Source organism: Streptomyces sp. NPDC025618 (assembly GCF_055558795.1).
On the sequence record NZ_JBVHLW010000005.1, the window covers coordinates 170,501 to 191,862 of the forward strand.

22 protein-coding genes and 1 pseudogene are annotated in these 21,362 nt (G+C 73.1%); 8 read left to right on the forward strand and 15 right to left on the reverse strand.

Features of this window, described 5'->3' with window-relative positions; all coding sequences use genetic code 11:
* Positions 1-57: 57 nt before the first annotated feature.
* Entirely contained in the window at positions 58-429 is a 372-nt protein-coding gene (locus tag ACZ4A5_RS07760) for a toxin Doc (RefSeq protein ID WP_116210477.1), read from the reverse strand.
* Positions 429-659: a hypothetical protein gene (locus ACZ4A5_RS07765; protein WP_116210478.1), complete on the reverse strand. Its 231-nt coding sequence runs from the start codon at positions 657-659 to the stop codon at positions 429-431. Before ACZ4A5_RS07765 ends, ACZ4A5_RS07760 begins: the two co-directional genes overlap by 1 nt.
* A 200-nt stretch (positions 660-859) precedes the next feature.
* Here ACZ4A5_RS07765 and ACZ4A5_RS07770 point away from each other — a divergent pair, with 200 nt between their 5' ends.
* Positions 860-1,306 (forward strand): Lrp/AsnC family transcriptional regulator, encoded by a 447-nt coding sequence (locus ACZ4A5_RS07770; protein WP_467579552.1) that lies wholly within the window; start codon positions 860-862, stop codon positions 1,304-1,306.
* Here ACZ4A5_RS07770 and ACZ4A5_RS07775 read toward each other — a convergent pair.
* Both ACZ4A5_RS07775 and ACZ4A5_RS07780 read right to left on the reverse strand, forming a co-directional pair.
* On the reverse strand, positions 1,296-4,379 hold the full coding sequence (locus tag ACZ4A5_RS07775) for an AAA family ATPase (protein ID WP_467579554.1): 3,084 nt from the start codon (positions 4,377-4,379) through the stop codon (positions 1,296-1,298). The genes ACZ4A5_RS07770 and ACZ4A5_RS07775 overlap by 11 nt on opposite strands.
* Positions 4,376-5,542 (reverse strand): exonuclease SbcCD subunit D, encoded by a 1,167-nt coding sequence (locus tag ACZ4A5_RS07780; protein ID WP_467579557.1) that lies wholly within the window; start codon positions 5,540-5,542, stop codon positions 4,376-4,378. The genes ACZ4A5_RS07775 and ACZ4A5_RS07780 overlap by 4 nt, the downstream gene beginning before the upstream one ends.
* A gap of 552 nt (positions 5,543-6,094) precedes the next feature.
* On the opposite strand from ACZ4A5_RS07780, the gene ACZ4A5_RS07785 reads away from it, so the two are divergent.
* Together ACZ4A5_RS07785 and ACZ4A5_RS07790 are read left to right on the forward strand one after the other, a co-directional pair.
* Positions 6,095-6,484 (forward strand): roadblock/LC7 domain-containing protein, encoded by a 390-nt coding sequence (locus ACZ4A5_RS07785; protein WP_467579560.1) that lies wholly within the window; start codon positions 6,095-6,097, stop codon positions 6,482-6,484.
* Positions 6,485-6,537: 53 nt separating this feature from the next.
* Positions 6,538-6,912, forward strand: a complete 375-nt coding sequence (locus ACZ4A5_RS07790) for a hypothetical protein (RefSeq protein WP_467579563.1) — start codon at positions 6,538-6,540, stop codon at positions 6,910-6,912.
* A gap of 10 nt (positions 6,913-6,922) precedes the next feature.
* Here the strand turns inward: ACZ4A5_RS07790 and ACZ4A5_RS07795 are convergent, their stop codons facing one another.
* Positions 6,923-7,765: an alpha/beta fold hydrolase gene (locus ACZ4A5_RS07795; RefSeq protein ID WP_467579566.1), complete on the reverse strand. Its 843-nt coding sequence runs from the start codon at positions 7,763-7,765 to the stop codon at positions 6,923-6,925.
* Between the two features lie 177 nt (positions 7,766-7,942).
* Here ACZ4A5_RS07795 and ACZ4A5_RS07800 point away from each other — a divergent pair, with 177 nt between their 5' ends.
* Complete coding sequence (locus ACZ4A5_RS07800) at positions 7,943-8,836, forward strand: LysR family transcriptional regulator (RefSeq protein ID WP_467579569.1); 894 nt, start codon at positions 7,943-7,945, stop codon at positions 8,834-8,836.
* Positions 8,837-8,907: 71 nt separating this feature from the next.
* Here the strand turns inward: ACZ4A5_RS07800 and ACZ4A5_RS07805 are convergent.
* Positions 8,908-9,135, reverse strand: a pseudogene (locus ACZ4A5_RS07805) (LuxR C-terminal-related transcriptional regulator); the annotation flags it as partial.
* 462 nt (positions 9,136-9,597) lie between these two features.
* Between ACZ4A5_RS07805 and ACZ4A5_RS07810 the strand changes: the two are divergent.
* A complete protein-coding gene (locus ACZ4A5_RS07810; RefSeq protein ID WP_467579572.1) occupies positions 9,598-10,491 on the forward strand; it encodes a polysaccharide deacetylase family protein in 894 nt (297 codons plus the stop codon).
* Between the two features lie 27 nt (positions 10,492-10,518).
* On the opposite strand, the gene ACZ4A5_RS07815 is transcribed toward ACZ4A5_RS07810, so the two are convergent.
* Positions 10,519-11,145: a YigZ family protein gene (locus ACZ4A5_RS07815; protein ID WP_467579575.1), complete on the reverse strand. Its 627-nt coding sequence runs from the start codon at positions 11,143-11,145 to the stop codon at positions 10,519-10,521.
* A gap of 57 nt (positions 11,146-11,202) precedes the next feature.
* Between ACZ4A5_RS07815 and ACZ4A5_RS07820 the strand changes: the two genes are divergently transcribed.
* A complete protein-coding gene (locus tag ACZ4A5_RS07820; RefSeq protein ID WP_467579578.1) occupies positions 11,203-11,610 on the forward strand; it encodes a CoA-binding protein in 408 nt (135 codons plus the stop codon).
* Between the two features lie 15 nt (positions 11,611-11,625).
* Here the strand turns inward: ACZ4A5_RS07820 and ACZ4A5_RS07825 are convergent, their stop codons facing one another.
* The 3 genes from ACZ4A5_RS07825 to ACZ4A5_RS07835 form a co-directional block, all read right to left on the reverse strand.
* Positions 11,626-12,051: a MarR family winged helix-turn-helix transcriptional regulator gene (locus ACZ4A5_RS07825; protein WP_467579581.1), complete on the reverse strand. Its 426-nt coding sequence runs from the start codon at positions 12,049-12,051 to the stop codon at positions 11,626-11,628.
* A 30-nt stretch (positions 12,052-12,081) separates the two neighbouring features.
* On the reverse strand, positions 12,082-13,926 hold the full coding sequence (gene asnB, locus ACZ4A5_RS07830) for an asparagine synthase (glutamine-hydrolyzing) (protein ID WP_467579584.1): 1,845 nt from the start codon (positions 13,924-13,926) through the stop codon (positions 12,082-12,084).
* Between the two features lie 306 nt (positions 13,927-14,232).
* Positions 14,233-14,805, reverse strand: coding sequence for a helix-turn-helix domain-containing protein (locus tag ACZ4A5_RS07835; RefSeq protein WP_467579587.1), 573 nt, complete (start codon positions 14,803-14,805; stop codon positions 14,233-14,235).
* Between the two features lie 118 nt (positions 14,806-14,923).
* On the opposite strand from ACZ4A5_RS07835, the gene ACZ4A5_RS07840 reads away from it, so the two are divergent.
* Positions 14,924-15,793: an EamA family transporter gene (locus ACZ4A5_RS07840; RefSeq protein ID WP_467579590.1), complete on the forward strand. Its 870-nt coding sequence runs from the start codon at positions 14,924-14,926 to the stop codon at positions 15,791-15,793.
* 403 nt (positions 15,794-16,196) lie between these two features.
* Here the strand turns inward: ACZ4A5_RS07840 and ACZ4A5_RS07845 are convergent, their stop codons facing one another.
* The 5 genes from ACZ4A5_RS07845 to ACZ4A5_RS07865 all read right to left on the reverse strand — a co-directional run bounded on the left by ACZ4A5_RS07845 (position 16,197) and on the right by ACZ4A5_RS07865 (position 20,224).
* Positions 16,197-16,709, reverse strand: coding sequence for a hypothetical protein (locus ACZ4A5_RS07845; RefSeq protein WP_467579592.1), 513 nt, complete (start codon positions 16,707-16,709; stop codon positions 16,197-16,199).
* Between the two features lie 138 nt (positions 16,710-16,847).
* The gene (locus tag ACZ4A5_RS07850) at positions 16,848-17,894 is read right to left on the reverse strand and encodes a helix-turn-helix transcriptional regulator (protein ID WP_467579595.1); all 1,047 of its coding nucleotides are present in this window, start codon (positions 17,892-17,894) and stop codon (positions 16,848-16,850) included.
* 134 nt (positions 17,895-18,028) lie between these two features.
* Positions 18,029-18,808, reverse strand: a complete 780-nt coding sequence (locus ACZ4A5_RS07855; RefSeq protein WP_467579598.1) for an acyltransferase — start codon at positions 18,806-18,808, stop codon at positions 18,029-18,031.
* A gap of 128 nt (positions 18,809-18,936) precedes the next feature.
* Positions 18,937-19,596, reverse strand: a complete 660-nt coding sequence (locus tag ACZ4A5_RS07860) for a DedA family protein (protein WP_398874162.1) — start codon at positions 19,594-19,596, stop codon at positions 18,937-18,939.
* A gap of 172 nt (positions 19,597-19,768) precedes the next feature.
* The gene (locus ACZ4A5_RS07865; RefSeq protein WP_467579602.1) at positions 19,769-20,224 is read right to left on the reverse strand and encodes a DUF4442 domain-containing protein; all 456 of its coding nucleotides are present in this window, start codon (positions 20,222-20,224) and stop codon (positions 19,769-19,771) included.
* An 83-nt stretch (positions 20,225-20,307) separates the two neighbouring features.
* Here ACZ4A5_RS07865 and ACZ4A5_RS07870 point away from each other — a divergent pair, with 83 nt between their 5' ends.
* Positions 20,308-21,354, forward strand: a complete 1,047-nt coding sequence (locus ACZ4A5_RS07870; RefSeq protein ID WP_467579605.1) for a DUF8017 domain-containing protein — start codon at positions 20,308-20,310, stop codon at positions 21,352-21,354.
* Positions 21,355-21,362 lie beyond the last annotated feature (8 nt).

Below are 21,362 nucleotides of genomic sequence, written 5' to 3' on the forward strand. Positions count from 1 at the left end.
GCGCGGCCGCGGGGGCGGGCCCGGTGCGGCATCCGGGCCCGCCCCCGCGCGCGGCCGTCAGATGCGCCAGGTCCGGATGCGGTCGGCGCACTCGTAGACGTCGACCCGGTACTCCTTGATGTCCCGGGCGAGATCCACTATGGAGCCGTAGGGCGGGTCGATGCCCTCGCCCGCTGCGGCCATATAGGCGACGACGACCATGCAGGCGTAGAGGCTGCTGCGCACCGGCAGCGGCTGGAGCCGGACCAGGGTGTGCATCAGGGCGGCGGCCCGCCAGGCGGCGTCGGGCTCGTGGTCGAACTTCGCGACGTCGAAGGCGTGCCGGGAGACCGCGGCGGCGAGGGCGGTGTAGTCGTGGACGGCGGGCTCCTCGTACAGCTTCTGCTCCTGCACGCCCAGGAGCCAGGGCAGGTCGATGAGCAACGTCATCAGGCGGCCGCACCGCCCTCGGACGGAGGTGCCTCCTCGGGGAAGGCGGCGTCGAATTCCTCTATGTGTTCGTTCCAGAACTTCGCGGCACGCTCCACGAAGCGGCGCCGCTGCTGCTCGCGCACGGACAGGTCGTGCACATACGCCTTGATGCTCTTCCCGTCGGCGGCAGCGGCCTCACGGATGGCCGCGAGCTCCTCTTCCGTGAATTCAATGTTGAGTGCCGGCATGCCCCCCACGGTACCGGCCGAGTACCAGCGGTGGCAGGGGACACCGCGAGGCTCATCAGCCGCGGTCGGCCGGGGCCGCGGCCGTACGGGGCGCGGTGGCCGTCATGGCGGGAAATCCACGGGCCGGCCACCCCTTCGCGAACCGTCAATCCCCGGTAAAACCCTTGTTCAACCGGGGTTTCCACTGTTAGACATCACCCATGACCGGCTATTCCCCCGACGCCACCGACTGGCGCATCCTCGACGCCCTCCAGAGCAACGGCCGTGCGGGCTTCGCGGAGTTGGCGCGCACGGTGAACATGTCCTCCAGCGCCGTGACCGAACGTGTCCGGCGCCTGGAGGAGGCCGGCGTCATCGGCGGGTACACGGCCGTCGTCGACGCCGGGAAGCTGGGGCTGCCCGTCCTCGCCTTCGTCCGGCTGCGCGCTCCGGAGGGCGGCCACGAGCCGTTGCGCGATCTGCTGGCGACCACGCCGGAGATCCTGGAGGCGCACCACGTCACGGGCGACGACTGCTTCGTCATCAAGGTCGCGGCCCGCTCGATGCGGCATCTGGAGGAGGTGGCGGGGCGGATCGGCGCTCTCGGCCCGGTGACGACGAGCGTCGTCTACTCCTCGCCGCTCCCCCGCCGGGCGCTCAGCCGGTGACCCCCGCCGTGCGGTGGCGCACGGCGGACCCCGACCGGCCCTTGACGACCTGGAGTTGAGCGGGGACGCGCCGGCGGAGGTCGGCGACGTGGCTGACGATACCGACCGCGCGGTCCCGCTCGCGCAGGGAGTCCAGGACGTCGAGCACCTCGTCGAGGGTCTGTTCGTCGAGGCTGCCGAAGCCCTCGTCGATGAAGAGCGTGTCGAGCCGGATGCCGCCCGCCTCCTCCGTCACCACGTCGGCGAGCCCGAGCGCGAGGGCCAGGGAGGCGAAGAAGGTCTCCCCGCCGGAGAGGGTCGCGGTGTCGCGCTCGCGGCCGGTCCAGGCGTCGACGACGTGCAGGCCGAGGCCGGAGCGCCGGGCGCCGCCGGAGCGGGCGTCGGAGTGCACCAGCGTGTAGCGCCCGGCGGACATCCGCTGGAGCCGCAGGGTCGCGGCGGCCGCGACCTGCTCCAGCCGGGCGGCCAGTACGTAGGACTCCAGGCGCATCTTCCGCTCGTTGTGGGCGGACGTCCCGGCGACGAGCGTCGCGAGGCCCGCCACCCGGTGGTGCTCCTCGCGCAGCGGGGCGAGGCGGCGCACGTCGGCGGCGGCCCGCGCGGAGAGCTGGTCCAGCTCCTGGCAGCGCGTGCGGGCGGCGGACTCGGCGGCGGAGGTCTCGCGCAGCCGCCGGGTCGCGGCGGCCAGCAGCGCGTCCGCGGCGGCCGGGTCGGCGGGGGGCCGCTGCGCGGCGGCCGCGTTGCGCGGGTCGGCCAGCTCGGCGGTGACGGCGGCCCGCTCGCTCCGCCAGTCGTCGAGGCGCTGCCGCAGGGCCCGCTGTTCGCCTTCGGGGAGTACGGCGCGGGCCGCGTCCGAGGGCGTGGGGAAACCGGCGCGCCCGGCCGCCCCGGCGAGCCGCGCCTCGGCCTTCTCCAGGTCCTCCGCCGCGCTCCGCGCGGCGCGTGCTGCCTCGGCCGCGTCGGCGAGGAGGGCCAGGCGGCGCTCCAGCAGCGCGGCGTGCGCGGCGACGGACGCCGCTCCCCCGCGCACCTGCGCCAACTCCTTCTCCAGCGTGCTCAGTTCGCCGTCGAGGTGCTCCCTGCGGGCCGTGCGGGCGGTGGCGCGCAGCTGGGCCGCCTGCCGCCCGGCGCGCCGCCGCTCGTACTCCCGCTCCGCGCCCTCCAGCGCCTCGCGGGCCCGGTGCGCGTCGGCCCCCGCCGCGCGGGCCTGGGCGTAGGAGCGGCCGATGTCCTCGGCGGCCGCCGCGAGTTCGGCGACGGGCGCCGTTCCGGCGTCGGCCTCGGCGTGGGCGAGGGCGTCGCGCAGCGTCTGGAGGTCGCGCTCGGACCGTTCGCGGACGGACTCGGCGTCCTGGAAGAGGCCGAGGGCGCGGGCCTCGTCGGCGCGGTCGACGTGGTCGGAGGTGGTACGGGCGGGGTCGGGGTGCTCGGTGGACCCGCACACCTTGCAGGCGGTGCCGGGCGTCAGTTCGGCCGCGAGTTCGGCGGCGATGCCGAGCAGGCGGCGCTCCTTGAGGTCGAGCCAGTGCTCCCGGGCCTCGCCGGCCCGCTCCCGGGCCTCGAGCAGCCGGGCCCGGGCGGCGGTGACCTGCCCGGCGAGCCGGTCGCGTTCCCGGGCGGCGTCGAGCCTGCGCCGGGCGGGGGCCACCTCGCCCTCCAGGCGGGCGGCCAGGGTGGCCGCCTCCTGGGCGTCCTCGACGCGCCGCTGGTGGGCGGCGTGCCTCGCCTCCCAGTCGGCGAGCCAGTCGTCGGCCTCGGTGAGGGCCTCCTCGTCGAAGCGGGCCTCGCGGTCCAGTTCGGCCAGCTCGGCGGCGATGTCGGCGGCGCGCTGTTCGGCGCGGCGGGCGGCCGAGAGCGAGCCGAGCTCCTCGCGGTGGGCCCGCTCCAGTGCGGCGAGTTCCGCCGCGGGGGCGTCCCGGTGGGCGGCGGAGAGCCGGTCGCGGGCGGCCCGTTCGGCGCGGGCGGCGGCGTGGTGCGCGCGCCCGGCCTCTTCGCGCAGCTCCAGGGCGGGCACCACGGACCCGGCGGCGTGCGCCCGCTCCAGGCGCTCGCGCAGCCGCTCGGCCTCGGCGTCGCGCTCCTCGAAGGCGGCGGCGCGCTGCCGGGCCGCCGCGTACCGCGCCTGGAGACCGGCCAGTTCGCGGGTGGCGTCGGCGTGCCGCTGGGCGGCGCGGTGGGCCTCCTCCGCGGTGCGTGCGGCGACGGCCGCGATGTCCCGCCGCTCCCGCGCCCCGGAGCGGGCCAGTGCCGCCCAGGTCAGCACGGCCTCGGCCAGCCCGGCGTCACCGGGGGCCAGGGGCGCCCGGCCCGCGGCTGCCGTACGGGCCGGGCGGGCCGTACGGGAGGAGTCGCGCTGGCCGGGGACGGCGGGGGTGGCGCCGGGTTCGGGCAGCGAGGGGTCCGCGACGGCCTGCTGCATCCGGTGGACGAGGGCCAGCAGCTGCTCGTCGCCGGTGGTGACCTGCTTCTCGGCGGCCCGGCGCAGCTCGGCGAGGCGGTCCTCGACGGCGGCGAAGCGGCCGGTGTCGAAGAGCTTGCCGAGCAGCTTGCCGCGGGCGGTGTCCTCGGCGCGCAGGAAGCGCGCGAAGTCGCCCTGCGGCAACAGCACGACCTGGCAGAACTGCTCGCGGCTCATGCCGAGCAGCTGGGTGATCTCCTCGCCGATCTCCTGGTGGGAGCGGCTGAGGCCCTGCCACTGCCCCTCGTCGTCGCGCTCGCGCAGCGCGCTGTGGGCCTTCTCGCGGGTGAAGCCGTCGCCCCGCTTCTTGGGGCGCAGTTGCTCGGGCCGCCGGGTGATCTCCAGCCGCCGGCCGCCGACGGTGAGGTCGAGCGTCACCTCGGTGAGGGTGGCCGGGTCGGCGTGGTCGCTGCGCAGGGTCAGGCCGCTGCCCTGGCGGGCGCCGGGGACCCCGCCGTAGAGGGCATAGCAGACCGCGTCGAGCACGGAGGTCTTCCCGGCGCCGGTGGGGCCGTGCAGCAGGAAGAGCCCGGCGGAGGAGAGGGCGTCGAAGTCGACCTCCTGGGAGCCGCCGAAGGGCCCGAAGGCGTGCAGGGAGAGCCGGTGCAGCCTCATCGGGCCTCCTCGCCGAGGGCCTCGGCCAGCCGTACGGCATCGATGGCGCCGGTCAGCACGGTGCTCTCGGCGGCGTCGGGGCCGAGGCCGCCGCGCACGTGGGCGACGAAGTCCGCGGCGATCTGGTGGTCGCTGCGGCCGCGGAGCCGCTGGGCGTAGGAGGCGAGGGGGTCCTCGGGTGCCCGGTCGGGTTCGAGGACGAGGCTCACCACGTGCGGGAAGCGCCCGGCGAGGCGGGCCATGGGCTCCTCGGGGCGGTGCGGGTCGGTGAGGGTGGCCTCGACCCACGCCTCCTCGTGCTTCTCCAGGCTCGGGTCGCTCAGCAGGTCGTCGAGGCGGCCGCGGATCCGGGCGAGCGGGCGCGGGACGGGGCAGTCGAGCCGCTCCGCGGTCAGGGCGCCGCCGGCGCCGAGGTCGATGAGCCACATGGTCTTGCGGTGGTCGGCCTCGGAGAAGGAGTACGCCAGCGGGGAGCCGGAGTAGCGGACGCGCTCGGTGATCGTCTGGCAGCCGTGGAGGTGGCCGAGCGCGGCGTAGTCGACGCCGTCGAAGGTCTCCGGGGGGACGGAGGCGACGCCGCCCACGGTGATGTCGCGCTCGCTGTCGCTGGCCGCGCCGCCCGCGACGAAGGCGTGCGCGAGGACGACCGACCGGGTCCCGGCGGGCCGCGCGGCGAGGTCGGCGCGCACCCGGTCCATGGCGGTCCGCAGCACGGCCTGATGACCGCCGCGCGGCGCGCCGAGCTCCTCGCGCACGAGGGCGGGCTCCAGATAGGGCAGGCCGTAGAAGGCGACGTCGCCGTGCGCGTCGGCGAGCACGACGGGGGTGCCGCAGCCTGCCGGGTCGGTGCGCAGGTGTATGCCGGCCCGCCCGATGAGCCCGGCGCCGACGCCGAGGCGGCGGGCCGAGTCGTGGTTGCCGGAGATCATCACGGTGGGCACCCCGGCGTCGGCGAGCTTGTGCAGCGCCTCGTCGAACAGCTCGACGGCGGCGAGCGGCGGCACGGCCCGGTCGTAGACGTCACCGGAGACGAGCACCACGTCCACCTCGTGCTCGCGCGCCGCCTCCACGAGGTGATCGATGAACGCCCGCTGGGCCTGGAGCAGGCCGATGCGGTGGAAGGACCGTCCGAGATGCCAGTCGGAGGTGTGCAGCATTCTCACAGGAGGGCTCCGACCTGCATGTTCCTGTCCCTCCACGCTCCGCCTCGGCCCGGCGGGTGCGACCGCCGGCCATGTCTCGCCCGGACAGCATCCTGCCTGCCCGCCCCTCAGTCTCCCATCCGGGTGGGGGGCCGGGGGGCCATGGGGCGAATGTGCTCCGCGGGGCCCGGCCGCGGGTCCGCGCCTGGAGCCGGGAGAGCGGCGAGGAGCGTGGCCGTACGGAGCCCGTGGCGGAACTCCGGCCGCGGTTCCGGCCGTCGTTTTCGGTCACCTTGGCGCACACCGGCCGCTTCACATTCCCGCCGCACCCGTGCCCGCACGTCGGGGAATGCCTCCGCCGGGCCCCGGTCGGCCCGAGGCCGGATTTTCCGGTGACAAATGCCAAAACCGTGAGCCACACCCGCACGATCGGTTACCTTCCGTCGCAACGGACACGCCACTGGTAATCGCCCACGGGCTGGAGAGGAATGTGACCGTGCCGTGCAGCCGCCAGTTTCGACCGATCCCATGATGAGGCGCGCTTTGAGACAGTTCGCCGGAAGGAGGCAGTCGATGACCGCAGCACCACCCGAAGTGCTCGCCGAGCTCCAGGAGTTACGGGTCCGGGTACCCCATCTGACCGGTTCGATGGTGGCGAGCACGGACGGGCTGGTGATCGCGCATCTCCTCGCCGGCGCCGAGCCCGACGGCATGGCCGCGCTGACCGCCGCGGCCCTGGGCGTGGGCGCCCGGCTCACGGACGCCGTGGGCCACGGAGGCTTCCGCGAGCTGCTGGTCAGCGGCGAATTCGGCTATGTGGCCACCTACGCCGCCGGGGCGTCGAGCGTGCTGACGCTGCTGGCCGCCGCCGACGCCAATGTGGGCCGGCTGAATCTGGAGGCCCGCCGGGCCTGCCCCCGGATAGCCGCTCTGGTGGACGCCTCGCACCGGCGGCAGGTCTGAGCGAGCGAGCCCCGCACCGAAACCCATCACCGACACCGAAAGCGAAAACCGTCATGGCGAACACCGAAATGGCACTGAAGGACGCGATGAGCTCGATCGAGGGGGCCCTCGGCGTGGCCCTCGTCGATTACGGCAGCGGCATGGCGCTCGGCACCCTGGGCGGGTCCCAGTCGCTCGACCTCAATGTCGCCGCGGCGGCGAACACCGATGTCGTACGGGCCAAGCTGCGCGCCATGGAAATGCTCAGCCTCCAGGACCGGATCGAGGACATCCTCATCACGCTCGGCACGCAGTACCACCTGATCAGACTGCTCACCGGGCGCGGCGGCAACGGCCTCTTCCTCTACCTCGTCCTCGATGCGCAGCGGGCGAATCTCGCCATGGCCCGGCACCAGCTCAGGCGCATAGAAGCGGAACTGGAGGTCTGAGCCCGGGGGTTCAGGGAGCGTCGACCGGCTCCCGGTCCGCCGTGAGCCGCTCGTCCAGATAGGCGGCCAGCTTCGCCGCGAACCCGGCCGGGTCCTCGCCGGGCGCGCCGTGCCCGGCGTCGATCTCGGCGTAGCGGGCCCGCGCGATGCCCGCCAGCAGCGCCTGCTGCTGCTCGGCGCCGATCAGCCGGTCGTGCGCGCTGGCCAGCACGAGCGTCGGGGCGGTGATCCGGCCGAGCAGGGGGCGCAGGTCGACGGTGAGGTCGGTCTCGGTCTGCCGGGCCGCGCCCGCGCCGTCGATCATCCCGTCGAGCGCGCGGACCAGCTCCTCGTGGGCCGGGGCGTCGACGCCCTCCCAGTAGCGCGGGCCGAAGGCCATCAGCGGCACCGCCCGCGCGAACAGGGCCGTCCCGTGTTCCGCGTCCACGCGCAGCAGCTCCAGCCAGGCGCGGAACTCGGCCGCCATCCGGGTGTCCGTGCGCACCCAGCCCGCGTGCAGCGCGAGGGAGCGGACGCGCTCGGGCCGGGTGCCCGCGATGTGGGTCGCGACGGCCGCGCCGAGCGAGTGACCGGCCAGGTGGAAGGAGTCCAGCCCGGCGTGGCCGGCCGCCGCGAGCACCTCCTCGGCGAGATCGGCGAGGGTGACCGGCCCACCGTGGTCGGTGGTGCCGCCCGATCCCGAGAGGTCGGGGGCCACCACCGTGAACCGGTCGGCGACGGCCTCGGTCAGTGGCCCCCACTGCTCGCGGGTCGCCGCGGTGCCGTGCACGAGCACGAGCCCCGGGCCGCTCCCGGTGATGTCGTACGCGACGGTGGCCGTGCCGCCGCTGATCGGCAGGGTGGTGCTGGGCATCGGTGTTCCTCGAATCCTCGGTGTACGGCTGGGTGCCGTCGGCACGCTGCGGCCGGCGGCTCGCGGGCCGGCCGCCGTGTACGGCTCGGTGCGCACCACTCTCATCGCGGGCACCGCCGTCGGCCAAGATCCGAAGCGCGCCTACACTCATCGCGGATTCAGATCAATGGGGTGGGCATGGAGATCCGGCAGTTGCGGTACTTCCTGACCGTGGCGGAGGAGTTGCACTTCGGGCGGGCGGCGGAGCGGCTGCACATCGTGCAGTCGGCGGTCAGCCAGCAGGTGCGCAGGCTGGAGCGGGAGCTCGGGGTGGAGCTGTTCGACCGCACCACCCGCGCCGTCGGGCTGACCGAGGCGGGCCGGCGGCTGCTGCCGCACGCCCGGGAGGTGCTGGCCGCGCGGGACCGGGCGCGGGAGGCGATCGACGAGCTGCGGTCCGAGCGGAACACCACGCTCCGGCTGGGCACCAGCGCCGGGCTCGGCACGCGGCTGGAGGGGATACTCGCCGAGTTCGCCCGGCTCGCCCCGCACGCCCAGCTCGAACTGGTCACGGCCGCCACCGACGACCGGCTCAAGCGGGTGCGTTCCGGCGAGCTGGACGCGACGCTGCTGCGGGGCGAACGGGCCGTACCGGAGCTGGAGTTGCTCTCCCTGTGGGAGGACGACCTCATGGTCGCGCTGCCCGCCCGCCACGACCTCGCCGTGCGCGGCACGATCGACATGGCGCTCCTGGCCGGGCTGCCGCTGCGGCTGGCCGCCGAGGCCAGGAACCCCACGCTGTACGCGCTGGTCATGAGCTCGTGCCGGGAGGCCGGGTTCGAACCGGTCCTCGGCCCGGAGTACACCACCGACCAGGACACGCTGGCCACGATCGGCTACGGCAAGCCGTCGTGGACGGTCCTCTACGCGCCCTACGCGCGCCAACTGGCCGTGCCGGGCGTGGTCTTCCGCCCGCTGCGCGGCCCCGCCCCCTCGATGCCGGCCTTCCTCGCGGTGCGCCCCGACCCGCCCCGCGCCGAGCTGCGGGCCCTGATCGAGGCGTGCCACACGCAGCCGCCCGTCCCGTCCTGAGAGCCGTACGCGCGCTGCCGTCCCCCGTACGGCAGCGCGCGTATCCGGACCGGCCGGCGCGGCCCGGCCGCTCAGCCGACGAGGTCCGCCACGGCCCGCGGCGGCCAGGTGCCCGCCTCGAGGACCCCGAGGGAGTAGGCGCGCGAGACGAGCGCGGCCCGGCTGCGGACGTCCAGCTTCCGGAGCAGGCGCGTCACGTGGTGCTCGACGTCCTGTCTGCTCAGGTGGAGGCGGGAGGCGAGGGGGACGGTCGCCTCCCCCGCGGCGATGCCCTCGATGACGCGCGCCTCCACCTCGCTGAAGCGGACGAAGGGGTGCGCCGCGCCCGGGTGGCCGGACGGCGGCCGGAGGTCCGCGGCCCCCGCCGACGAGGCGTTCGGTGGGGGGTCCACGAGCACAGGAGTGGAAATCATCAAGAGACTGAGATCCCTTCACGCCATGCGAGGCGCGCCGAATCGCCGATGAGACCCGGCGTGCACGCGAGATCAGGCCCCCTTGGCTCGCCCGGAAGGGCGGCTCCCCCGAAAGGACCTGGCAACTTGTCCTGAGTGAAGATTAGATAAGCGCCGGAGCGCCGGTCAACGCGGAGCGGCTCCGTCCCACTAACCCTGTGGTCGGCCCGCCCGATGGTTCGGTCCGCGCCCACGGGACCTTCGGTGGCACGGCCCGGGCGACGGACCGTCACTCCCGCGCGCCGCGCGCGGACCCGATGGGCGTAACCGGGCGCGCGCCCGCCGGACCCCGCTGCCAGGATCCGGACTATGCGACTCATACGCTCCGTACGCACTCCCCCCGGGGCGGCCCGCCGCCCCGTCACCCATCTGCTGACCGCCTTTCTGCTCCTCGCCGGCGGCAGCGCCTGCGCCACCTGGGGGACCGCGCCCCTGGAGACCCACCAGGACGACGGACACGCGCAGGCCGGCGTGGCCCAGGTGCAGCAGACGCGCGAAGAGCGGATGTCGGCCGCCAGGAAGTGGGGGCTGGACCGGCCGCCGCTCGTGGCGCCGCCCCCGCCCAAGGTCAAACCCCAGCTGACCACGCCCGACTGGGCGGACCAGGGCCCCGGTCTGATCCCCGTCTTCGCGAGCGTGCCGACCGAGGAGAAGGTCGTCTTCCTGACGATCGACGACGGCGCGGCGAAGGACCACGCGTTCCTGCAGATGCTGCGGGACCTGGACATCCCGGTCACCGCGTTCCTCACCGACGAGTCGGCCGCCGACGACTACGGCTACTTCCGCGACCTGCACGCGCAGGGCGCGTCGATCCAGAACCACACCCTGCACCACCCGCAGATGATCACGATCTCCGAGGACGAGCAGCGCGCGGAGGTCTGCGGCCAGCAGGACATCCTGCAGAACGAGATCGGTGTCCGCCCGTGGCTGTTCCGGCCGCCCTTCGGCGACTTCGACGCGGGCACCCTCGCCGTCGCCGAGGAGTGCGGGGCGCGTGCCGCGCCGCTGTGGAACGAGGAGGCGTTCCCGGACCGGATCGACTACCGCGAGGACGACCCGCGCTTCCACCCCGGCGACATCATCCTCACGCACTTCAACGGCCCGCAGGCGTGGAACGCCACCATGCCGGACATGCTGCGCACGGTGCTGCGCGAGGCGACCGAGCAGGGCTACGCGCTGGCCCGGCTGGAGGACTACATCTGACCCGGCGGGCCGGGCGGGCCCGGCGGTTCAGGCGTCCCCGTACGCCTCGCCGCCGAGCTCCAGGCCCGCCGTGCCCGCGGTGGTGTCGGCCAGCCAGGCGCGGAACCCCTCGATCTCGGCCTCGGGCAGGCCGACCTCGATGCGGACGTCCGCGCCGTAGTCCACCTCGCGCACGGCCCGTCCGGTGGCCCGCAGGTCGTTCTCCAGCTTCCCGGCCCGCTGGTGGTCGACGGTGACGGTGGCCAGCCGGAACCGCCGGCGGGTCACCGTGCCGAGGACGTCGAGCGCCTCGCCGACGGCACCGCCGTAGGCCCGGATGAGCCCGCCCGCGCCGAGCTTCACACCGCCGAAGTAACGGGTGACGACGGCGACCACGTACCGCACCTCGCGGCGCACCAGCATCTGGAGCATGGGGACGCCCGCGGTGCCGCCCGGCTCCCCGTCGTCGCTGGCCTTCTGGACGGAGCCGTCGGCGCCGAGGACGTACGCGAAACAGTGGTGGCGGGCGGTGGGGTGCTCCTTGCGGACGCGCGCGATGAAAGCCTGGGCCTCCTCCTCGGTCGCGGCGGGCGCGAGCGCGCAGAGGAAGCGCGACTTGTTGATCTCGATCTCGTGGACGCCTGCGCGCGCCACTGTCCGGTACTGGTCCTGCATCCCGCCACCCTATGCGCACTCCGGGAATGGTCCGGCGGGCAGGCTCGTTGAGCGGGCATGTACGCAGAGGCGGGGAGCATCCGCAGGATCATCGAGGAGACCGGCGACACGTGGGCGGTCGTCGGTCTGTCGTCCAACGAGAGCCGGGCGGCCTACGGCGTCGCCCAGGTGTTGCAGCGGTACGGCAAGCGCGTCGTGCCCGTCCACCCCAGAGCGGAGACGGTGCACGGGGAGAAGGGGTACGCGACGCTCGCGGAGATCCCCTTCCCCGTCGACGTGGTGGACGTCTTCGTCAACAGCGACCTCGCGGGCGCGGTCGCCGACGAGGCGGTCGCGATCGGCGCGAAGGCGGTGTGGTTCCAGCTGGGCGTCGTGGACGAGGAGGCGTACGAACGGACGCGCGCGGCCGGGCTTTCGATGGTGATGGACCGCTGCCCGGCGATCGAGATCCCCCGCCTGGGCTGACCGCGGGCGGGGCCCTCAGTCGGTGGCTTCCGCGAGCCGCCGCAGCAGGGGCCCCACGTCGACGAGTTGCCGGATCTCGTCGGGGCGCAGCGAGGCGAGGCGCCTGGAGAGCACCTCGGCCTCGCCGCGCGCGAGGCCGGCCAGGGCGGCGGCGCCGCGTTCGGTGAGCGTGACCCGGCAGGCGCGGCCGTCGGTCGGGTCGGGCGCGCGGCGGATCAGGCCCGACGCCTCCATGGCCAGGACGGCGGAGGTGGCGGTGGGCTGGGAGCAGGGCACCCAGGCGGCGATCTCGCCGATGCGGGCCGGGCCCTTGGCCAGCAGCACCAGGATGGCGATGTGGGTGGGCTGGACGCTGCCCGCGGCGGAGGCCCTGCGCAGGCTCCGGGTGAGCCGGTGCAGGGAGATCACCAGGTGCAGTGCGTCGTCGTCGCCGATCGTCATCGCTTTGCCCACCGCCCCGTACGGTTCTGATCAGGGGAGCATGATAGAGGGCGAGTACATGTCCAACCACAGAGCCAGGTCCAGTGTGCGCTCCAGGCCGTGCCGGGACGCCTGGGTGATCTGGGGCGCGTCGTCGTGCGCCGCCCGGCGCAGCCAGTCGCGGTCGATGATGCCGAAGACGGCGTGCGAGGGCCGGGAGAGCAGGTCCTTGGCCTGGCCCTGGAGGGCGACGGCGTACTGGGGGTCCTGGGTGGAGGGGTACGGGCTCTTGACGCGGTCGTAGACCGACCGCGGCAGGACGTCGGCGGTGGCCTCCCGCAGCAGGCTCTTCTCGCGTCCGTCGAAGGACTTCAGGGACCACGGCGTGTTGTAGACGTACTCCACGAGCCGGTGGTCGCAGAAGGGCACGCGCACCTCCAGCCCGACGGCCATGCTCGCGCGGTCCTTGCGGTCGAGGAGGATCCGCACGAAGCGCGTGAGGTGCAGGTAGCAGATCTTGCGCATGCGGAACTCGAAGTCGCTCTCGCCGTCGAGGCGTTCGATGTCCTTGACCGCGGCGTTGTAGCCGTCCTGGACGTAGGAGTCCAGGTCGAGGGCCTCGGTCAGCCCCGGGGTCAGGATGCCGTCGTCGTCACCGAAGTCCCGCGCGTGGTGGACGAGCCAGGGGAAGGTGTCGGCCCGGCGGGCCTCCTCGTCGAAGAACTGCCGATAGCCGCCGAAGACCTCGTCGGCCGACTCACCGGACAGGGCGACGGTCGAGTGCTCGCGGATCTCCTTGAAGAGGAGATAGAGGGAGGAGTCCATGTCCCCGAAGCCCACGGGGATGTCCCGCGCCCGGATCACCTTGGAGCGCACCTCGGGATCGGCGAGCGCGGTCGAGTCCAGGACGATGTCCTGGTGCTCGGTGCCGGCGAGACGGGCCACGTCGTGCACGAAGGGCGTGTCGGGGGTGGCGCGCAGCTCGTCGGCCACGAAGTTCTCGGTCCGGCCGACGAAGTCGACGGCGAAGCTGCGCACCGTCTCGCCCGCCTCGCCGAGCCGGCGGGCCGCCAGCGCGGTCATGGCCGAGGAGTCGAGGCCGCCGGAGAGCAGGGTGCAGCGCGGGACGTCGGCGACGAGCTGACGGCGGACGATGTCGTCGAGCAGCGCGCGGACGTGCGCGATGGAGGCGTCCTTGTCGTCCGTGTGCGGGCGGGTGCGCAGCGCCCAGTAGACGTGGCTGCGCAGGCCGTTGCGGTCGACGGTGACGACGGTGCCGGGCTCGACCTCGTGCATGCCCTCCCAGACGGCGTGGCCGGGGGTCTTGATGAACGAGAAGAGCTCGCGGAGCCCTTCGAGGCCGACGTTCCGCTCGGCGGCGGGGTTGGCGAGGATCGCCTTGGGCTCGGAGCCGAACAGCACGCCGTCGGCGGTGGGGTAGTAGTAGAACGGCTTGATGCCCATGCGGTCGCGGACCATGACGAGCCGCTCGCGCTGCTCGTCCCAGATCGCGAACGCGACCATTCCATTGAGGTGTCCGGCGACGGCCTCGCCCCATTCGAGGTAGCCGCGCAGGACGACCTCGGTGTCCGAGCCGGTGCGGAAGCGGTGGCCGCGGGACATCAACTCCGCGCGCAGTTCGGTGTAGTTGTACGCCTCGCCGGAGTAGACGAGGACGACCTCGCTGCCGTCGGCGCGCCGCGCGGTCATCGGCTGCCGGCCGCCGGCCAGGTCGATGATCGCGAGACGGCGGTGGCCGAGTGCCGCGGGCCCCTTGACCCAGGTGCCGCTGTCGTCGGGGCCGCGGCAGGACATCGTCTCCGTCATCGCGTCCACGGTCTGCTGCGCGGAGCGCAGATCACGGTCGAAGGAAATCCAGCCGGTGATGCCACACATGCCATGCCCTCCTGATCCGGGCCGGGGCCGCCGGGAAGCGTGAGCGGGCGCGACGGATGCGCGGCACCGGCTCGGCGACCCCCGCACGTCTGTTGTATCGAGCACCTATATAAATCGTCCGCCCATGGCGCGTCCCCGTCAACCTCCCCCGCGCGACTCCCCCCGGCGCGCGGCCGCCCGCACAGAGGGGCCCGGCACGGCGATGCCGAGTCTGAACTGCGGCTTCGCGGTACGACCGGGTCCGCTGCGCCGGATACGCGGGCGCGACGTCGTGGCAGAGGTTTTACCCAAGCCCCCGCGGGAGCGTCAGGGGGCGGGGGCGACGGCCACGGCCATCGTCATCGCGACGTCTTCCGGACCGTCGTTGCGGTAGATGTGCGGGGCGCCGCCGTCGAAGGTCGCGGACGTTCCGGCGGGCACGGCGTACTCCTCGCCGGCCACCACGAGCGTGAGGACGCCGGACGTCACCGTGAGCAGCTCGACCGTGCCGGGCGGGTGCGGGTCGGAGACATTGCTGTCACCGGGGGCGATGCGCCAGTCCCACAGCTCCAGCGGCCCCCGGCCCTGCGCGCCGACGAGCAGGGTGGTGTGGCTGCCAGCCTCCGTCGACCACATGCGCACCGCCTCCGCCCCGGGCACGAGCCGGACGGTCGCGCCCCGCTCCTGGTCCAGGAGAGTGGTGATGCTGACACCGAGCGCGTCGGCGAGCTTCACGGTCGTCCCGACACTGGGATTGGTGCGGGCCTGCTCGATCTGGATGATCATGCCGCGACTGACGCCGGAGCGGGCCGCCAGGGCGTCGAGGGTGAAGTTCCGCTCGCCGCGCCAGCGCTTGAGGTTGCGGGCGAGCGACTGCGTGAGCTGATCGAGGTCCGTCACGGTCTTCAGTCTTCCCTCAGGCTCTTCGGTACAAGATTTTGGGTGGCATGGTCGAACAAACTGAACTACGGTGCGCTGTACCGCACCGTTCAGCACACTGTACTGCGAGGTTTCTCCGATGACAGCGGTCTTCGCCCTGACCACCAGCCTCCTGTGGGGGCTGGCCGACTTCGGCGGCGGGCTGCTCACCCGCCGCATCCCCGCCCTCACCGTCGTGCTGATCTCCCAGCTGCTGGCCGTCGGCGTACTCGGCACGGTCGTCCTCACCACCGGCGCCTGGACCGAGGCCGGACCCCGGCTGTGGTTCGCGGCCGCCGCCGGCCTCATCGGCCCCGCCGCCATGCTCTCCTTCTACCGCGCCCTCGCCCTCGGCCCCATGGGCGTCGTCGCACCCCTCGGCGCACTCGGCGGAGTCGCCGTCCCCGTCGGCGTCGGCATCGCCGTCGGAGAACGCCCCGGCCTCCTCCAGTTCACCGGGATCCTGATCGCCGTCGCCGGAGTCGTCCTCGCCAGCGGACCCGCCCGCGGCGGCACGCCCGTCCAGCGCCAGACACTGATACACACCCTTTGCGCCGCCTTCGGCTTCGGCGCGGTCATGGCCCTGATCGCGGAGGCGTCGACCACCCTGACCGGGCTGTTCCTCGCCCTCTTCGTCCAGCGCGTATGCAACGTGCTGGTCGGCGGGACCGCGCTGTGGGTGTCCGTACGGCGCGGCGGCCGGGCCCTGCCCGAGGACGGCGGCCGGGCCGCCATCCGGGCCGCGCTGCCCGCACTCGCCTTCGTCGGCCTCGCCGACGTCGCGGCCAACGGCACCTACAACCTCGCCGCCAACAGCGGCCCCGTGACCGTCGCCGCCGTGCTCGCCTCGCTCTACCCCGTCGTCACCGCGCTCGCCGCACGCGGCGTCCTCAGCGAACGCCTCCGCTCCGTCCAGGCCACAGGCGCGGGCCTCGCCCTGGTCGGCACCGTCCTGCTGGCGGCGGGCTGACGTACGGTCCCTCGACAGCTCGGCAATGGCGAGCAGCACTTCCCACCGATCTCGGCCGGGGCGCCTACGGCAGCTCCAGCTAGGGCGGCCTCGATGCGCTTCTGGAAGTCCGGAAGCCGTTCCGTGACACATCGAGCGTCGGCGGGCGGTACCGGAAGAGGAGCCGAGGCCCCGGCGGCCCCGGCCGGCCGAGGTCCGCCGGCCGGGTCGGCCAGGCGGACCGTTCCCCCTGGGGCGGCTCAGGGCGCCGGACAGCCGACGCCCGGAACCTCGGTGGCAACCCCGGAGCCGGCCGGAAGCCGGCGCCACGCCCCCACCGACCACGAACCAGCGGGCAGGCGCTCCCACTTACACCATCGCTCCGCAGGAGGGCCCGCTCCACCATGGGTCATACCGGTAACGGTCAGGCGATGGGGACGTCGACCTGGCGGTTGCGCTGACTCGGAGCCAGATTGTCCTGGTCGGCGTGGCGCCGGGTGCCGTCGGAGAAGAACAGCGTCGACCGGACATTGAGTTTCCAGGTGTCATGGCCGTTGGGCTCGATCCTGATGCGCAGCCGTCCGTCGCGCATGGACGACCACGTGGCGGGCTCCGTCAGGCTCAAGGCGTACGGGCCGTCGACGTCCCCGTCCGAGAACTCGTCGTCTCCGAAGTGCTCTCCGAGGGTCCCTATGGTCTTGTTGGTGTTGTCCGTCACCGACGTGAAGACCTTCGTGTCATGGTCCTTGTTGTCATAGGTGGTGTAGAAGGTCACCTCGACCGACGTCAGTGTCGCCTCGGCTCTGGTCTGCTCCTGAACCGCCTTCACCCCGTGGGCCGTTCCGGCGGCCTGCGCCGCCCCCACTCCGATGCCGGACACCATCAGTCCCAATACCATCGCTGCGCCGACTGTCTTCTTGCGCATCGTGCGTGCCATGATCGGCCCTCTCCCGTTGACTGCTCGGTACTCGGTCACCACGACTATGTCCCCGGTCGATGACGCCCTGGTATCCCCAAACTTGGGGATACCAGAGGCACCGGCCCTGGCCCGAAGCCGCGCGTCGCCCCCCGGCGATCAGGAGTCGAGGGCGGCGAGCAACTCGTCGCGACCGCTGACACCGGCCTTCCGGAACACCGCTTTCACATGGGTGTTGACGGTGTGCAAGGAAACCTCGAGGCTGCGGGCGATCCGTTTGGGAGCCGCTCCGGAATACAGATGCTCGAGGACCAGCGTCTCGCGGGCCGTCAGGCCGTGCCAGGCCGCGAATGTGGACAGGAGCAGGGCTCCGGTGGCTTCCTGGAAGACCACGGCGACATCGCCCTTGCCATATGCGTCGAGGGGCTGGGCGTGAACGGCGACCCGCCGTCCGAGGAACGCCGTGGGACTGCACGCGACCGGACGTGGTGCGCCCGGGTCGATGAGGTGGCGCCGGGCGGCCAGGGAGATCTCCAGCATCGACACGTGAGGCATCCACTCCGGTGCCAGGCCGCGTGCCGGGCTGATCTCCCGCATCCACGCGCGCGCTTCGGGAGTGACGGAACGCACCTGGTGGTCGGAGCCGACGATGACGACCCCCGCCGGGAGATACGCGCCGCTCGGAGGCGGCCCCGCGGCGGCGTACCCGCGCAGGAGAGCGATCAGCTGCGGGGAGATCCGGGCCAGCCGATCGGCGTCATCCTGGTCGAAGGGTCTGCCGCCCGTCTCGCGAATCAAGGCCAGCACGCCCCACAGCCCCTGGCCGTTGCGCAGCAGCAACCGCGCCTCGCACCCGGCTCCGTACGCGGCTAGAGTGCTCAGCACACGACGGCGCCCCGGAGTGGAGACATCGCTTCCGTCGAACAGGCCCACCGATACGGGTTGCCGTGCGATCTCGGCGGGGCTGAACGGGTCCTCGCCCAGATAGGACTCCAACAACTGCGCCTGCATGAGGTCAGGGCTGAAATCGTGCAGGAAGCCGAACGAGACGGCGCCGGTGACCGGGTTCATCCCGAACAGGCGCAGCCCGTCGTGCGCGACCCAGGGGGCGATGGCCCGCGAGACCAGCGCGGCCAGTTCGTCCCGTACGAAACGTTCTCCCGCCGCCGCCTCCAGGCAACGGGCCACCCCGTCCACATCACCCACGCATCGACTATGCGGCCGACCCCCAGGGCCAGTCCAACCGGAAGAGTAGACCCCTGGCCGGTACACGGCCGAGGGCCTGTTCGATCTCCTTGATCCACAGCTCGGGGCCGGCCGCGGTGGCGGCTGACGCCGCCTCACACCACCCGGCCGTCGGGCGTCCTGGGGTCCGGCTCCGCGTCCTCCAGCGACAGCAGTTGCTCCGGGGTCACCCCGTCGGGGATCGGCACGGGCGCCGGCGTCCGCAGCGGCGGCACCCAGCCGGTCCCGGGGTCCCAGCGGCGTACGACCTTGGCCGGGGCGCCGGCCACCACGCAGTGGTCGGGGACCTCGCCACGGACCACGGCCCCGGCCGCGACGACGACGTTCCGCCCGAGCCGCGCGCCCGGCAGGATCACCGCCCCCGTCCCCAGCCAGCTGCCCGGCCCGATCGAGACGGGCGCGCTGCGCGGCCACTGCCTGCCTATGGGCTGAGCGGGGTCGTCGTAGGAGTGGTTGTCGCTGGTGACGTAGACGTACGGACCGCAGAACACGTCGTCGCCGAAGGTCACCCGCGCGGAGGCGACCACATGGCTGCCCCGGCCGAGGACCACGCCGTTGCCCAGGCTCAGCACGGGTTCGGGGCCGAGGTCGAGGCCGGGCATCATGCCCGCCGTCAGGGTGACCTGTTCGCCGATGATGCAGTGGTCCCCCAGCTCGATCCACTGCTCGCCGAACACCGTGCCCAGGGGGAACGCCAGCCGGGTGGCGGGCCCGATCCGGGCGAAGCGGTACGGGCCGGGGTGCTCGGCGGTCACCGCGCCGGCCCGCTGGACCCACCGCCAGCCGCGGTGGACCGCGCGGGACGCGGCACGACGCCCCCAGGCCCGGAGAGCCTCGGGGGCGTCGAATGAGAACGTGTTCCGGTTCTTCGGCACCCGCTCACCGTACTCAGCCGGATCCGTCCCGGCAGAGGTGGTGAGCTGTGATCTTCCCCCTACCCGTGAAAAGCCCCGGGCCCCCGCCTCGCCGTGGAGGAGGGGGCCCGGGGCGCGGACGGTCGCGGTCAGTCGACCGTGGCGACGGCCTCGGTCTCGGCGGCCGCCTCGGCGGCCTCGGCCTTCTCCGCCTTCTTGGCCTTGATCCGCATGACGACGAACGAGCCCAGGCCGAAGAGCACCGCGGCCACCAGGCCGAGGTAGGAGAACTGCTTGAGCCACTTCTCGGCGACCTTGCCGACGGTGTAGATCACCGCGACGGTGCCACCGGCCCAGGCGATGCCGCCGAGGACGTTGGCGATGAGGAACTTCCAGTACGGCATCTTCAGCACGCCCGCCAGCGGACCGGCGAAGATCCGCAGCAGGGCGATGAAGCGGCCGACGAAGACCGCCCACATGCCCCACTTCTTGAACGAGCGCTCGGCGGTGGCCACATGCTTCGGCCCGAAGTGCTTGGGGAACTTCCGGCCGAGCCAGTCCAGCAGCGGCTGGCCGCCCTTGCGGCCGATCAGATAGCCGATGGAGTCACCGACGATCGCGCCCGCGACGGCGCAGACACCCAGGACGTACGGATTGATGTGGTCCTGCGTGGCGGCCATCAGCGTGGCGCTGACGAGGACGATCTCACCGGGAAGCGGGATGCCCAGGCTCTCCAGCCCGATGACCCCGCCCACCATCAGATAGACGGCGACCGCCGGTACTGTCTCGAGCCACTCCTGGATGTGCAACGCCGGTTCCTCCCCGGTTGACGACCCTTACCCGGCGTACGCCGTACGGGCGCACGCCGCGAAGCCTACTGGAGGGAAGGACTCGCCCAGCGGCCCGCGGGTTGCCACCGATGGCCTATGTGTTCGACCACAGGCCCTGCCGACCTGGGAGGACGGGCGCGCGCGGCCGTCGCTACGCGTCGTGGGGACGCAGCGTCCACACCACGGTCATCTCGCCCGTCACCGCGCCGTCCTCGCGGGTGATGGCGATGTGGACGGGGAACTCCGGGCGCTCGCCCGCGTCCAGCTGCGCGACGACCTCGGCCGCCGGGCGGCCCAGCTCGGCGGTGGCGGTGACGGGGCCCTTGGCCAGCTTCTTGTAACCGATCTCGGCGCGCACGGCCAGCGGCACGGCGCGGGAGAGCTGGTCGCCGAAGGCGGCGATGACGATGGCGCCGCTCGCGGACTCGGCGAGGGTGAACATCGCGCCGGCGTGCGGGCCGCCTACGTGGTTGTGGTAGTCGGGCTGGTCGGGCAGGCGGACGACGGCGCGCTTCGGGGTGGTCTCCTCGAAGACGAGGTTGAGCGTACGGGCCATGGGCACCGTGGCCAGGAGCATGTCGCCGATCGAGGGCTGGGTCTCAGACATACCGCAGAAGTTACCAGTCAGTAGGAATGGCGGGAAGGGGCTCCCGTCAGCCGAGCCGCGGTATGCCTCTATGGTTATCGGCCATGTGGCCAGGACAGCAGCCGCCCGGGGGCGAGCAGAACCCGCAGGACCAGAATCCGTACCAGCAGCCGGGGTACCCGACGCAGCCCAACCCGTACCAGCAGCCGGGGTACGCGCAGCAGCCCGGCCCCGGGCAGCCGAATCCCTACCAGCAGCCCGGTCCGGCCGGGCCGCCCCCGCCGCCCGGCCCGCCCGGTCCGGCCATGGGGCAGCCCGCGCAGACCGTGCCGCAGTGGACCGGTCCGGCCGGCCCCGGCGGTCCGAAGCCGCCGCGGGACAAGAGCAAGCGCACCACGATCATCGCGATCACCGCGGCGGTGGCCGTGGTCGCCGCCGCCGTGATCACGGGCGTCGTCGTCATGAAGGGCGACGACAAGAAGACCGAGGCGAAGAACGACCCCTCGCCGGCGTCCTCCGCCGCCGCGCCCTCCTCGCCCGCGCCGTCCTCGGACGCGCCCCTGGACAATCCGCGCGGCGGTGGCACCGAGGTCAAGCCGGTGATCGACGGCTGGAAGGTGGTCTCCAGCAGCAAGCGGCACCTCGCCTTCGACGTCCCCGCCGAGTGGTCCGTCGACAGCCCCGGCATGTCCGTCGGCTTCGCGGACGACAAGGGCAAGCCCCTGATCACCATGAGCTCCCCCGCCTACTACAAGCAGGGGTCGTGCGGGAAGAGCTCGCAGAAGGCCGCCGCCGGCTCCAAGGGCGCGCAGGGCGCCAAGAGCGAGGAGAGCGCCGCCAAGATCGAGGCCGAGAACTGGCTGATCGCGGGCTACGACCAGAAGCAGACGGGCAAGCTCGACAGCACCGACGCCAAGCCCTTCAAGAGCGACCACGGCATCACCGGCTACGCGGCCTCCGCCACGGTGACCGGGGTGAAGAAGACCGACAAGTGCTCCTCCGACGGCAAGTCCTTCACGGTGACCTACAAGGACACCAACGGCGACCTGGCGACGTGGGTGCTCTACGCGGACAAGGGTGTCGACGACGAGCTGCCCGACGACACCATCAAGAAGATCATGACCTCGCTGCGCCCGCTCAAGAGCTCCTGAGCCACGCC